A 12,712-nucleotide genomic window follows, 5' to 3' on the forward strand; every position below is an offset into this window, starting at 1 on the left:
GTTCTGCTCCGCTCCCCCTCAGCCCTTGGCCACGGCACGCAGCCGGTCCATCACGTCGGCCCGCAGCTCGGCCGGCTCCAGGACCACCACGTCGGGTCCGAACTCCACCAGCCAGGCGTCCAGGCCGTGCCCGTACGGAATCTCCAACTCGTCCCATCCGTCGCCGAGTTCCCGGACCTCGGTGGCTTTCGCCCGAAGGGGGTAACCGGCGCCGGAACGCAGCCTGATCAACGCCGAACGGTCGGCGATCTCGCCCGCCCAACCGGCCACGGTCTCGCGGACGGTGACGACGTCGGGCACGGCTGCGGTGAAGCCCGTCCCGCGCGAGCGGACCTTGCCGGTGATGCGGGAGAGCCGGAAGACGCGCTCGGCACCGCGGTCGCGGTCCCAGCCGGCCAGGTACCAGTGGCCGCGCCAGCACTCCAGCGCCCATGGCTCGACGTTCCGGGGCTCGGGGTGGGCTGCGGTGGCCTTGCGGTAGTCGAAGACGACCGGGCGGCGGTCGCGGCAGGCCAGCATCAGCGGTTCGAAGGCGGCCTCGTGCACCGGGATGCGCGGCTCCAGGGCGCCATGGGTCTCGTACGGATCGACGTCCTCCGGCAGCCCGGCCGCGCGCAGCTTCTGCAGGGCGCCGCTGGCAGCCCCGGCCAGACGGGCCTGCTGCCAGACCTTGGCGGCCAGGCCCAGGGCGGCGGCCTCCTCGGCGTCCAGAGTGATGGGAGGCAGGCGGTTGCTGTCGCGGCGGGCGAGGTAACCGACCTCGCCGTCGAGGTTCTCGACGGTCTCGATGACCAGGCCCAGCTCGCGCAGGTCGTCCTTGTCCCGCTCGAACATGCGGTTGAAGGAGTCGTCGGACCCCGCTTCAAGGTAGGCCTCGATGGACTCGCGCAGCTCACGCTTGCTGAGCGGCCGCCGTGTCCCGAGCAGACACAGCGCGAGGTTCATCAGCCGCTCTGCCTTGGCAATGGCCATCGACGCCCTACGCCTCCCATATGGTGCTTACGATCGATGACCGTACCGCTCCCCCGTACCACCGCAAAAGCCGAGGGCCCATGCCTGGACAGGCATGGGCCCCAGATGATCGGGTCCGGTCGGATCCGGCGATCAGACGGCGAGCAGGTCGACCACGAAGATCAGGGTCTCGCCCGGCTTGATCGCGGGCGTCGGGCTCTGGTCACCGTAGGCGAGGTGGGCCGGGATGGTCAGCTGGCGGCGGCCGCCGACCTTCATGCCCTGCACGCCCTGGTCCCAGCCCTTGATGACACGGCCGCCACCCAGCGGGAAGCGGAACGGGGTGCCGCGGTTCCAGCTGGCGTCGAACTCCTCGCCCGTGCTGAAGGCCACGCCGACGTAGTGGACGGTGACGGTCTGGCCCGCCTGCGCCACCTCGCCCTCGCCCTCCCAGATGTCCTTGATCTCGAGGTCCGCCGGCGGCTCGCCGCCCGGGAAGTCGATCTCAGGCTTGTCGATGTTCACGTCAAAAGCTCCTGCTTGTGTACGACACGAAACACGGACAGTCTTTCATCCCCGCAGGTCTGCCGCCCGCCACGGACAGGTGTGCGTGGCCGCGCCTACAGGGCGGCCAGGATGTCCACCGAGAACACGAGGGTGGAGCCCTTCTTCACCGGGCCGCCGCTCGGCGGCTTGTCGCCGTAGGCCAGGTCCGGCGGGGCGACGATCAGCACCCTGCTGCCCACCTTCTTGCCGGTCAGCCCCTGGGCGAGGCCCTTGATGGTCTGCTGCATCTGCTCCAGCGAGAACTGGCCGAGCCGCCCGGAGCCGTACGTCTGCTCGAAGGTCTTGCCGCTGTCCCAGACGACGCCCTTGAACTGGCACAGGACCGCCTGGTCCGCCTTCAGCTCGGCGCCGTCGCCCTCCAGGACGTAGTTCGACACCAGCTTCTTGGGCGGGTCGGACTTCGGGACGGTGATCTCGGGCTCCTTGCCGTCGGTGTTGGTGCCGACCTTCGGCAGGTCGGCGTCGGTCTGCGCGACGGACTTGCCCTTGGCGGAGCTCTTGGAGTTGAAGGAGTCGATCAGGTCGATGACGAAGACCAGGGTGTCGGTGCCCTTGATGCCGGCCTGCGGGTTCCCCTCCTTCCCGTACCCCAGCTTGGGCGGGACGGCGATCTCGATGCGGCTGCCGGTCTTCTTGCCCGCGATCGCGTACCGCCAGCCGTCGATGATGCTGCCCTGGGCGAGCTGCATGAGCAGCGGGCGGTGACGGTCGTAGGAGTTGTCGAAGACCTTGGCGGTGCTCCAGATCTGGCCCAGGTAGTTGGCCTGGATGAAGTCGTTCTCCGCGACCGTGCGCCCGCCGCCCGCGATGACCGTCTTGACCGCGAGGTTCTCCGAGGGGTCGCCCGCTCCCTTGGCCACGGTGGGCTTCTCGCCGAACTTCGTGCCCGCCGTGATCGCCGGCAGCGGCCCTTCCACGATCTTGGGCGGGGGCGCGGAGGACCCCGAGGGCGACGCAGACGCGCCGGCCTTGCTGGAGTCGGACTTGTCGTCGCCGCATCCGGCGAGCGTGACCAGCCCTGCGGGTACAGCGGCGAGGAGGAGTGAGCGTCGGCGCACGGAGATGCCTCGTAATCGGTCGATCTTGTGGATGGGCGTGCGCGCAACTCTACGACGCGAGAAGGGCGCCGTACGGGAAACGTACGGCGCCCGTGTGGCGTTCCGGCAATTCGACGCGGAAACGCTTGACTCGCTTACCTTTGTCACATTCCGGCGATGAGCTTCTCCACCCGGTCGTCCACCGAACGGAACGGGTCCTTGCACAACACGGTGCGCTGTGCCTGGTCGTTGAGCTTGAGATGCACCCAGTCGACCGTGAAGTCCCGGCGCTGTTCCTGTGCCCGGCGGATGAAGTCGCCGCGCAGCCGGGCCCGAGTGGTCTGCGGGGGAACCGACTTGCCCTCGAAGATCTTCAAGTCGTTGCAGATCCGGGCGGCTTGGCCCTTGCGCTCCAGCAGGTAGTACAGGCCACGACGGCGGTGGATGTCGTGGTAGGCGAGGTCTATCTGAGCGACCCGCGGGTGGGACATGGTCATGTTGTTCTTGGCCCGGTACCGCTCGATGAGCTTGTATTTCATGACCCAGTCGATCTCGGTGCCGATCCGGTCGAGTTCCTCGGTCTCGATCGCGTCGAGGGTACGGCCCCACAGCTCCAGGACCTGTGCGACGGTGCCGGTGCGGATCCCCCGGCGGTCGCAGAAGTCCACGGCCTTGTCGAAGTACTCTCGCTGCACCTCCAGCGCGGAGGCCTCCCGGCCGCTGGCCAGGCGCACCTTGCGCCGGCCGGTGATGTCATGGCTGACCTCGCGGATCGCCCGGATCGGGTTCTCCAGGGTGAGGTCGCGCATCACGGTGCCCGCCTCGATCATGCGCAGCACCAGGTCGGTGGCGCCGACCTTGAGCAGCATGGTCGTCTCGGACATGTTCGAGTCGCCCACGATGACGTGCAGGCGGCGGTAGCGCTCGGCATCCGCGTGCGGTTCGTCGCGGGTGTTGATGATGGGCCGGGAGCGGGTCGTCGCCGAGGAGACGCCCTCCCAGATGTGCTCCGCGCGCTGGCTGACACAGTAGACGGCGCCGCGCGGGGTCTGCAGGACCTTGCCCGCGCCGCACAGCAGCTGCCTGGTCACCAGGAAGGGGATGAGAATGTCCGCGAGCCGGGAGAACTCCCCGTGCCGGGCCACCAGATAGTTCTCGTGGCAGCCGTAGGAGTTGCCCGCCGAGTCGGTGTTGTTCTTGAAGAGGTAGACGTCGCCCGCGATTCCCTCCTCGTGCAGGCGTCGTTCCGCGTCCACCAGGAGTCCTTCGAGAATGCGCTCGCCGGCCTTGTCGTGGGTGACCAGTTCGATCACGTTGTCACATTCGGGTGTCGCGTATTCCGGATGTGACCCCACGTCGAGATAGAGCCGGGCGCCGTTTCGCAGAAAGACATTGCTGCTGCGGCCCCATGACACGACACGGCGGAAGAGGTACCGCGCCACCTCGTCAGGAGACAGGCGCCGCTGTCCCCTGAACGTGCACGTGACGCCGTACTCGTTCTCCAGCCCGAAAATGCGGCGGTCCATGAGGGAACATTACGCCCGATCCCCTGAGCTGAAACGGGGTTCGGCAGCACGATTTGGATCATTTTCCGATGAAGCCGCAACAACCCCGCCCCGCGCGGGAGCTGCGAGGACCCCTCCGGTGGCGAGCAGGACCAGCAGGGACACGGCCCCCGCCGCACCCGGGAGCGCGAATCCCCACAGCGCGCCGCCGGCCTGGACCACGGGGCCCGCCAGCCCCGTTCCGACCGAGGCACCCACGGTGAACGTCGTCACAAGCCAGGAGAACGCCTCGGTGACGGTTCCGCTCGGGGCATGCCGGTCGACGATGATGAAGGCGCAGGCGATGCAGGGGGCGAGGAACACTCCGGACACCACGGTGAGCAGCACCATGGCGACCGCGCCCGGCATGAGCATCAGCGGCAGGTAACACAGCGCCAGAAGCGCCACCAGCATCCGCAGTCGCCGCTCGGGCGTGCCGCTCCACCGGCGCGCGCCGTAGACGGTGCCGCCGATGAGGGCGCCAAGGCCGAGTGCGGCCATCAGCCAGCCGTAGACGGCGTCGCCACCGTGGTCGTCGGCGTACGGCACCGAGGCCACGGTGATGGACCCGAGCGCGACGCCGACGAACAGGAAGGCGCCGAGCAGCGCGAGCAGGCCGGGCGAGCGCAGGGCACCCAGCCAGTGCGCCTCGCGCGGGGCCGAGCGCCACGCGCGCGAAGGCGGCGAGACGACCACGGAGAGGGCACCGAGGACGCCGACGGCATTGAGCACCAGCAGGGCGGCACGCTCCGACCACAGGGACGCGCACAGGGTCACCAGCAACGGGCCGACCGTGAACATCACTTCCTGCGCGACGGCGTCCATGGCGTACGCGGTGTGCACCTGCTCCTCGCGGCGCAGCACGGAGGGCCACAGGGCGCGCAGCCCGCCCTCCAGGGGCGGGGTGAAGAGGCCCGCGGCCGCGACGGCGGCGTACGCGAGGGGCAGCGGGTCGGTACCGGAGAAGGCGAAGACCGTCATGGCAAGGGCCGAGAGGACGGCGGCGGGGAGCTGGACGCGCGGCTGCCCGTACAGGTCCACGAGCCGGCCCAGCACCGGCTGGCCCACCGCGTTGGCGACGCCGTACACGGCCGCGAGGGCACCCGCCAGGCTGTACGTGCCGCCCTCGGCGCGGACGAAGAGCACCAGGGCGATCGCGGCGGTCGCGTTGGGCAGCCGGCCCACCAGGGTGCCGGTCAGCAGCCGGGCCGCGTGCCTCGCCCTGAGGATCTCCAGGTATCCCGCGGCCATGCCCACCCTCCAAGTGTTACGTATAACGTTCCCTGTCATACGTACCATGTGCGCTGTTCAAGCGTCCAGACGAAGGAGCAGGCCCACGGTGGCACGCAGCAGCACGCGCCCGACCAGCCGTGACGTCGCGCAGGCGGCCGGCGTCTCCCAGGCGGCCGTCTCGCTCGTGCTCGGCGACAAATGGCGCGGCCGGGTCTCGGAGACCACCGCCGAGCGGGTACGGGAAGCCGCCCGCGACCTCGGCTACCGGCCCAACCTCGCCGCCCGCAACCTGCGCCTGGGCCGCACCCGCACGGTCCTGCTCGTCGTGCCCGCCCTGACGACGGAATTCTTCGCCGGCGTCTACACAGGCGCGGCACGGGTGGCGGCCCGGCACGGCTTCGGCGTCGTGCTCTACCCCTCCCCCGAGGGCATCGGCCCCGCCCGCAACCCCTTCGCCTCCGCACAGGCCGCCCTGGACGGCGTCATCGCGTCCTCGATGGCCGCCGACGCGCTCACCGCGATCCGCGGCGACCAGCTCCCGCTGGTCATGCTCGACAGCGACCCCGAGGGCAGCCTGGGCGCGGCGACGGTGAACCTGGACATCGCCGACGGCGTCCGGCAGGTCGCCGAGCACCTGCTGGGCCTCGGCCACCGCCGCTTCCTGCACCTCGCCGCGGACGTGCCCTCCTGGACGTTCGAGATGCGCGCACAGGAGCTGGCCACGCGGCTGACCGCCGTGCCGGGGACGGAGATCCGCACGGCTCCCGCGCCGATCTCCATCGAGGGAGCCCTGGCCGCCACCGAAGCCGCCCTCACCGCACCCGGCCCCCGTCCCACGGCGGTGGTCTGCGACGACGACAAGCTGGCCGCCGGCGCCTACAAGGCCCTGCGCCGCCTCGGCCTGCGCATCCCGGACGACGTCTCGGTGACCGGCCTGGACGACCTGGCCCTGGCCACCGCCATCGACCCCGAGCTGACGACGGTACGGCTGGACGCCGAGCTGTTCGGAGAACGCGGGATGGAGGCCCTGCTCGCGGTCCTGGACGGCCGTGAGCCGGACGGCGGGGACATCCCCGTCGAACTGGTCGTACGGGCCTCCACGGCGCCACCTCGCAGGTCCTGAAACGCGGTGTGCCCCGACCGGAGAACCGGTCGGGGCACACAGAGCGGGATGCGGCGGGTCTACTCCTCCTCGGAGCCCTCCTCTTCGGAGCTCTCCGCCTCGGTGGCCGCGCCACCCTCCTCCAGGAGGCGGGCGAGCTGGCGGCCGACGACACGCTTGAACTTGCGCGACTGCGGGCGCGTGCGGTCCAGCACCGCGACCTCCAGGCGCTCGGCGGGGATCTCCCGCTGCGTGCCGTTCGACTCGCGCGACAGGGCCTGCACGGCCAGCTTCAGCGCCTCGGCCAGGGACATGCCGTCCTGGTGGCGCTGGTCCAGATAGTTGCTGATCAGTTCCGCGTTGCCGCCGACCGCGACCGAACCGTGCTCGTCGACGATCGATCCGTCGTGCGGCAGCCGGTAGATCTGGTCGCCCTCGGGGGTCTCCCCTACCTCGGCGACGACCAGCTCCACCTCGTACGGCTTCTCCGCGGCGCTGGAGAAGATCGTGCCCAGGGTCTGGGCGTAGACGTTGGCGAGACCACGGGCGGTCACGTCGTCCCGGTCGTAGGTGTAACCGCGCAGGTCGGCGTAGCGGACGCCGCCGATGCGGAGGTTCTCGTACTCGTTGTACTTGCCGGCGGCCGCGAAGCCGATCCGGTCGTAGATCTCGCTGAACTTGTGCAGCGCGCGGGACGGGTTCTCGCCGACGAACACGATGCCGTCGGCGTACTGCAGCACGACCAGGCTGCGGCCACGGGCGATGCCCTTGCGGGCGTACTCCGCCCGGTCGGCCATGGCCTGCTGGGGTGAGACATAGAACGGCGTCGACACCGGTTATCCGTCCCTTTCTGTCATGGTCACTGGATCACCTTGATAAGAACCGGGCCCGCGCTCAGAGCAGGGCGGCCTTGGGACCGTCGGGCTCCTCCAGGCGGCGCTGGAGCACCGCGCGGGAGAGCTCGGAGGCCTCGTCCTCGGAGAGCCGGCGGAAACCGTCCTCGGTGATCACGGTGATGATCGGGTAGATCCGGCGGGCGACATCGGGACCACCGGTCGCCGAGTCGTCGTCTGCCGCGTCGTACAGGGCCTGGACCACCAGGGTCGTGGCCTGCTCCTCGGTCAGATCGTCACGGAACAGCTTCTTCATGGCACCGCGCGCGAAGATCGAGCCGGAGCCCGTCGCCGCGAAGTTGTGCTCCTCGGAGCGGCCGCCCGTGACGTCGTAGGAGAAGATGCGCCCCTTCTCCCGGTCCAGGTCGTACCCGGCGAACAGCGGGACCACGGCCAGCCCCTGCATGGCCATGCCGAGATTGGAACGGATCATGGTCGACAGGCGGTTCGCCTTGCCCTCCAGCGACAACTGGGCACCCTCGACCTTCTCGAAGTGCTCCAGCTCCAGCTGGAAGAGCTTGACCATCTCGACGGCGAGACCAGCGGTGCCGGCGATGCCGACAGCCGAGTACTCGTCCGCCGGGAAGACCTTCTCGATGTCCCGCTGGGCGATGACATTGCCCATCGTGGCCCGGCGGTCACCGGCGAGCACGACGCCCCCGGGGAAGGTCACGCCGACGATGGTGGTGCCGTGGGGCGCCTCGATCACGCCCTGCGTCGGGGGCAGCTGCCGGTTGCCGGGCAGCATCTCCGGCTGGTGCGCCGACAGGAAGTCCATGAACGAAGAGGACCCAGGCGTCAGGAAGGCAGCTGGTAGACGCCCGGTGCTACGAGTGTTGGCTTCCACAAGTTTCCTTCCAGATAGGCAACAGCACGACGACCCACGTCGGGATCATCCCTCAATTTGCCGATGGCCGAGTTGCAGTTGAAGCACAGTACGCCTCGGACCCTACCCGTCTTGTGGCAGTGATCCACATGCACAGCCGGGGCGTCCAGACAGATCGCACAGAGCCCGCGTTGAGTGGCGACCATTGCGTCACGCTCGGCTTCGGTGAGGCCGTAGTTGCGCTTGAGGTGGTTTGCTCGTCCCTCAGTGGCCCGGCACGCTTTGCAGCGTGTCGACAACCCATCCGAAGCGGTGGCATTGCGATGCCACTCGCTCCAGGGCTTGACCTCCCCACACTTCAGGCAGTGCTTGTGCCCATCGGGAACCTCCACCTTGGGCCTGACCTTCTTACCGAGGCTCTGCTGGCGCGTCCGGTGGTAGTCCGATGCACACTCCCGGCAATGTCGCTGCAGAGCGTCGAGGTTCGATCGCCGCTTAGCGAAGGCTGCGTGCGGCTTCCACTCGCCGCACCGCACGCAGCGCTTCACACCTTCTTCGCTTGCCAACTTCTCCGCCCCCGCAACCTTCGATTCGAAGGCTACTGGCCGCCTTTCTGAACGAATGACCGAACGAAATCCTCTGCGTTCTCCTCCAGGACATCGTCAATCTCGTCCAGGACGGAGTCCACGTCATCGCTCAGCTTCTCGTGCCGCTCCTTGAGGTCCTCCGAAGCCTGCGCGTCCTGCGCCTGCTCCTCGACCTCCTCGGTGGAGCGTGTGGCCTTCTGCTGGCCGCCGCCGGTGTCCTTGGTTGCCATAACCCTCACCCCGCTCAGTTCGCCTGCCGATCGGTGATGATCAGACCCTACAAGCCGGGTCCGACATCGGCCCCGCAGTTTCGACAACGTACGGGGGCCACCTCGATGATTCCCGGGCGGTGGGATTTCCACCCTGACCGCCCGGGACGGTACGAGTGCCCGCTGATCCCGCTCAGCCGCCTGACAGGACCCTGACCAGGTCTTCCGCCGTGCGGCAGCGGTCCAGCAGCTCCTTGACGTGATTTCGCGTTCCGCGTAGCGGTTCGAGGGTTGGAACGCGCTGGAGGGAGTCCCGGCCGGGCAGGTCGAAGATGACCGAGTCCCAGGACGCCGCGGCCACGTCGTCCGCGTACTGCTCGAGGCAGCGGCCGCGGAAGTAGGCGCGGGTGTCCTCCGGAGGCTTGGTGCGTGCCCTGTCGACCTCGGACTCGTCCAGCAGGCGCTTCATGCGCCCGCGGGCCGCCAGGCGGTTGTAGAGGCCCTTCTCGGCGCGTACGTCGGCGTACTGGAGGTCGACGAGGTGGAGCCGGGCGGCGTCCCAGTCGAGGCCGTCGCGGCGGCGGTAGCCCTCCATCAGCTCGCGCTTGGCGACCCAGTCCAGCTCGCCGGCGAGGCTCATGGGGTCGTTCTCGAGCCGGTTGAGGGTGTCCTCCCAGCGGGAGAGCACGTCCTTGGTCTGCTCGTCGGCGTCGGCCCCGAAGCGCTCCTCCACGTATTTGCGGGACAGCTCGAAGTACTCCATCTGCAACTGGACCGCGGTGAGTGTCCGGCCGCTGCGGAGGGTGACCAGGCGCTTGAGGGAGGGGTCGTGCGAGATCTGGTGGAGGGTGCGGACGGGCTGGTCGACCGCGAGGTCGACCGCGATGAAGCTGTCCTCGATCATGGACAGGACCAGGGCGGTCGTGCCCAGCTTGAGGTAGGTGGAGATCTCGGAGAGGTTGGCGTCGCCGATGATCACGTGCAGACGGCGGTACTTCTCGGCGTCGGCGTGCGGCTCGTCGCGGGTGTTGATGATCGGGCGCTTGAGGGTGGTCTCGAGGCCCACCTCGACCTCGAAGTAGTCCGCGCGCTGGCTGAGCTGGAAGCCGTGTTCGTGCCCGTCCTGGCCGATGCCGACGCGGCCCGCTCCGGCGAAGACCTGACGGGAGACGAAGAAGGGTGTGAGGTGGCGCACGATGTCCGAGAAGGGGGTCTCCCGCTTCATCAGGTAGTTCTCGTGCGTGCCGTAGGAGGCGCCTTTGTTGTCGGTGTTGTTCTTGTAGAGGTGGATCGGCTGGGCGCCGGGGAGCTGGGCGGCCCGCTCGGCGGCTTCGGCCATGATCCGCTCGCCGGCCTTGTCCCAGAGGACGGCGTCGCGGGGGTTGGTCACCTCGGGGGCGCTGTATTCGGGGTGGGCGTGGTCCACGTACAGGCGCGCACCGTTGGTGAGGATCACGTTGGCGAGGCCGATGTCCTCGTCGGTGAGCTGGCTGGCGTCGGCGGCCTCCCGGGCGAGGTCGAAGCCTCGTGCGTCGCGCAGCGGGTTCTCCTCCTCGAAGTCCCAGCGGGCCCGGCGGGCCCGGTGCATCGCCGCCGCGTAGGCGTTGACGATCTGGGACGAGGTGAGCATGGCATTGGCGTTGGGGTGGCCGGGGACGGAGATCCCGTACTCCGTCTCGATGCCCATTACTCGCCGTACGGTCATGCGGCCCTCCTTGCCCGGCGGCACCCTCGGTCGTGGGCGCCGCTCAAGTACCGCTGGCGCTCCGGTGCGTGTGCGGTGCCCGTCCCCGCACTGCGCGATTCGGCGGTAGGAAAGAGCCTAGAACGCCTTTGCGCTGGTGGGGAGATCATTTGCGTCATTGCCTGCTCCGGTCGTGGCCTGAAAAACAGTCGGCTGCGGGTACCCGACGAGGGCACCCGCAGCCGCCCTGCCGTTACAGGTACTGACCGGTGTTCGCCACCGTGTCGATGGAGCGGCCGGTGTCCGCGCCCTGCTTTCCGGTGATGAGCGTACGGATGTACACGATCCGCTCGCCCTTCTTTCCGGAGATCCGGGCCCAGTCGTCCGGGTTGGTGGTGTTGGGCAGGTCCTCGTTCTCCTTGAACTCGTCCACGCAGGCCTGGAGCAGGTGGGAGACGCGGAGACCCTTCTGGTTCTTCTCCAGGAAGTCCTTGATCGCCATCTTCTTGGCGCGGCCCACGATGTTCTCGATCATGGCGCCGGAATTGAAGTCCTTGAAGTAGAGGACTTCCTTGTCGCCGTTGGCGTAGGTGACCTCCAGGAAGCGGTTCTCCTCGGATTCGGCGTACATCTGCTCGACCGCCGTCTGGATCATGCTCTGGACGGTCATGGACTTGTCGCCGCCGTGCTCGCCGAGGTCGTCCGCGTGCAGGGGGAGACGCTCGGTGAGGTACTTGCCGAAGATGTCCTTGGCCGCCTCGGCGTCCGGACGCTCGATCTTGATCTTCACGTCGAGCCGGCCGGGGCGCAGGATGGCGGGGTCGATCATGTCCTCGCGGTTGGAGGCGCCGATCACGACCACGTTCTCCAGGCCCTCCACGCCGTCGATCTCGGCGAGCAGCTGCGGGACGATGGTGTTCTCCACGTCCGAGCTGACGCCGGAGCCGCGGGTGCGGAAGAGGGACTCCATCTCGTCGAAGAAGACGATCACGGGGGTGCCTTCGCTGGCCTTCTCGCGCGCACGCTGGAAGACGAGGCGGATCTGCCGCTCGGTCTCGCCGACGTACTTGTTGAGCAGCTCGGGGCCCTTGATGTTGAGGAAGAAGCTCTTGCCGGCGGCCTGGCCGGTCACCTCGGCGACCTTCTTGGCCAGCGAGTTGGCCACGGCCTTGGCGATCAGCGTCTTGCCGCAGCCGGGAGGCCCGTAGAGCAGGACGCCCTTCGGGGGCCGCAGCTCGTGCTCCTTGAACAGGTCCGGGTAGAGGTAGGGCAGCTCGACGGCGTCGCGGATCGCCTCGATCTGGTTGCCGAGGCCGCCGATGGCTTCGTAACCGATGTCGGGGACCTCTTCGAGGACGAGTTCCTCGACCTCGCTCTTGGGCACGACCTCGTAGACGTAGCCGGAGCGGGGTTCGAGCAGGAGGGCGTCGCCGGGGCGGATGGTGACGTCCAGCAGCGGCTCGGCGAGCCGCACCACCCGCTCCTCGTCGGTGTGCCCCAGCACGAGGGCACGCTCGCCGTCCTCGAGGATCTCCTTGAGGGTGACGATGTCGCCGATGAGCTCGAACTCCATGGCCTCGACCACGTTGAGCGCTTCGTTGAGCATGACTTCCTGGCCGCGCCTGAGGTCGTCCAGCTCCACGCTGGGACTCACGTTCACGCGGAGCTTGCGGCCGCCGGTGAAGATGTCGGCGGTGCCGTCCTCGTTGGCCGTCAGGAAGACGCCGAAGCCGGCCGGCGGCTGGGCGAGCCGGTCGACCTCTTCCTTGAGGGCCACGATCTGGTCGCGGGCCTCGCGGAGCGTGTTGGCCAGTCGTTCGTTCTGTGCGGAGACGCCGGCCAGGTTCGTCTGCAGCTCGACGATCCGCTCTTCGAGAATCCTCGTGTGTCGCGGAGAGTCGGCGAGCTTTCGTCGCAGGACGGCGATCTCCTGCTCAAGGTAGGCGATCTGCCCGGCCGGGTCGTCGGACCCTCGTCCCGGGCGGATGCCGCGGTTCATGTCGTCGTCGTGGGCTGCCACGGTCCTCACCTCCTCCAAGGGGAGCTGGACGCTTCCAGACCCTACCTGGGTGGGTGTCG

Annotated in this window: 12 protein-coding genes; 1 reads left to right on the forward strand and 11 read right to left on the reverse strand. The window is 68.6% G+C overall.

The genetic code is table 11. The features are described 5' to 3' along the window. Nucleotides 1–18: 18 nt before the first annotated feature. The 5 genes from ACZ5DS_RS17225 to ACZ5DS_RS17245 all read right to left on the reverse strand — a co-directional run bounded on the left by ACZ5DS_RS17225 (nt 19) and on the right by ACZ5DS_RS17245 (nt 5,350). Nucleotides 19–972: a helix-turn-helix transcriptional regulator gene (locus ACZ5DS_RS17225; protein ID WP_468238854.1), complete on the reverse strand. Its 954-nt coding sequence runs from the start codon at nt 970–972 to the stop codon at nt 19–21. 132 nt (nt 973–1,104) lie between these two features. Continuing rightward, nucleotides 1,105–1,476, reverse strand: a complete 372-nt coding sequence (locus ACZ5DS_RS17230; protein WP_468238857.1) for an FKBP-type peptidyl-prolyl cis-trans isomerase — start codon at nt 1,474–1,476, stop codon at nt 1,105–1,107. Nucleotides 1,477–1,571: 95 nt separating this feature from the next. Continuing rightward, nucleotides 1,572–2,576 carry an FKBP-type peptidyl-prolyl cis-trans isomerase gene (locus tag ACZ5DS_RS17235; protein WP_468238860.1) on the reverse strand — a complete coding sequence of 335 codons (1,005 nt, stop codon included), beginning with the start codon at nt 2,574–2,576 and terminating at the stop codon, nt 1,572–1,574. 143 nt (nt 2,577–2,719) lie between these two features. Further along, the gene (gene pafA, locus ACZ5DS_RS17240; RefSeq protein WP_100825288.1) at nt 2,720–4,081 is read right to left on the reverse strand and encodes a Pup--protein ligase; all 1,362 of its coding nucleotides are present in this window, start codon (nt 4,079–4,081) and stop codon (nt 2,720–2,722) included. 9 nt (nt 4,082–4,090) lie between these two features. After that, nucleotides 4,091–5,350 (reverse strand): MFS transporter, encoded by a 1,260-nt coding sequence (locus ACZ5DS_RS17245; protein WP_468238864.1) that lies wholly within the window; start codon nt 5,348–5,350, stop codon nt 4,091–4,093. An 88-nt stretch (nt 5,351–5,438) separates the two neighbouring features. Between ACZ5DS_RS17245 and ACZ5DS_RS17250 the strand changes: the two genes are divergently transcribed. Next, nucleotides 5,439–6,455: a LacI family DNA-binding transcriptional regulator gene (locus ACZ5DS_RS17250; protein WP_468238866.1), complete on the forward strand. Its 1,017-nt coding sequence runs from the start codon at nt 5,439–5,441 to the stop codon at nt 6,453–6,455. Nucleotides 6,456–6,514: 59 nt separating this feature from the next. Here the strand turns inward: ACZ5DS_RS17250 and prcA are convergent, their stop codons facing one another. The 6 genes from prcA to arc form a co-directional block, all read right to left on the reverse strand. Beyond that, the gene (gene prcA / locus ACZ5DS_RS17255; RefSeq protein WP_468238869.1) at nt 6,515–7,267 is read right to left on the reverse strand and encodes a proteasome subunit alpha; all 753 of its coding nucleotides are present in this window, start codon (nt 7,265–7,267) and stop codon (nt 6,515–6,517) included. 61 nt (nt 7,268–7,328) lie between these two features. Further along, nucleotides 7,329–8,174, reverse strand: a complete 846-nt coding sequence (gene prcB, locus ACZ5DS_RS17260; RefSeq protein WP_468238871.1) for a proteasome subunit beta — start codon at nt 8,172–8,174, stop codon at nt 7,329–7,331. Then, nucleotides 8,126–8,719 carry an endonuclease domain-containing protein gene (locus tag ACZ5DS_RS17265; protein ID WP_468238874.1) on the reverse strand — a complete coding sequence of 198 codons (594 nt, stop codon included), beginning with the start codon at nt 8,717–8,719 and terminating at the stop codon, nt 8,126–8,128. The genes prcB and ACZ5DS_RS17265 overlap by 49 nt, the downstream gene beginning before the upstream one ends. Before the next feature lie 32 nt (nt 8,720–8,751). Then, nucleotides 8,752–8,970, reverse strand: coding sequence for a ubiquitin-like protein Pup (locus tag ACZ5DS_RS17270; protein ID WP_030608326.1), 219 nt, complete (start codon nt 8,968–8,970; stop codon nt 8,752–8,754). Between the two features lie 172 nt (nt 8,971–9,142). Then, nucleotides 9,143–10,654: a depupylase/deamidase Dop gene (gene dop / locus ACZ5DS_RS17275; protein WP_468238877.1), complete on the reverse strand. Its 1,512-nt coding sequence runs from the start codon at nt 10,652–10,654 to the stop codon at nt 9,143–9,145. Between the two features lie 232 nt (nt 10,655–10,886). Beyond that, entirely contained in the window at nt 10,887–12,653 is a 1,767-nt protein-coding gene (gene arc, locus ACZ5DS_RS17280; protein WP_468238879.1) for a proteasome ATPase, read from the reverse strand. Nucleotides 12,654–12,712: the final 59 nt, after the last annotated feature.

This window comes from Streptomyces sp. NPDC031100 (assembly GCF_055570785.1).

Excerpts from the sequence above, each read along its gene's own strand:
- ACZ5DS_RS17245 (WP_468238864.1), bottom strand. The coding sequence starts at position 5,350 with ATGGCCGCGGGATACCTGGAGATCCTCAGGGCGAGGCACGCGGCCCGG.
- ACZ5DS_RS17270 (WP_030608326.1), bottom strand. The coding sequence starts at position 8,970 with ATGGCAACCAAGGACACCGGCGGCGGCCAGCAGAAGGCCACACGCTCC.
- ACZ5DS_RS17225 (WP_468238854.1), bottom strand. The coding sequence starts at position 972 with ATGGCCATTGCCAAGGCAGAGCGGCTGATGAACCTCGCGCTGTGTCTG.
- dop (WP_468238877.1), bottom strand. The coding sequence starts at position 10,654 with ATGACCGTACGGCGAGTAATGGGCATCGAGACGGAGTACGGGATCTCC.
- pafA (WP_100825288.1), bottom strand. The coding sequence starts at position 4,081 with ATGGACCGCCGCATTTTCGGGCTGGAGAACGAGTACGGCGTCACGTGC.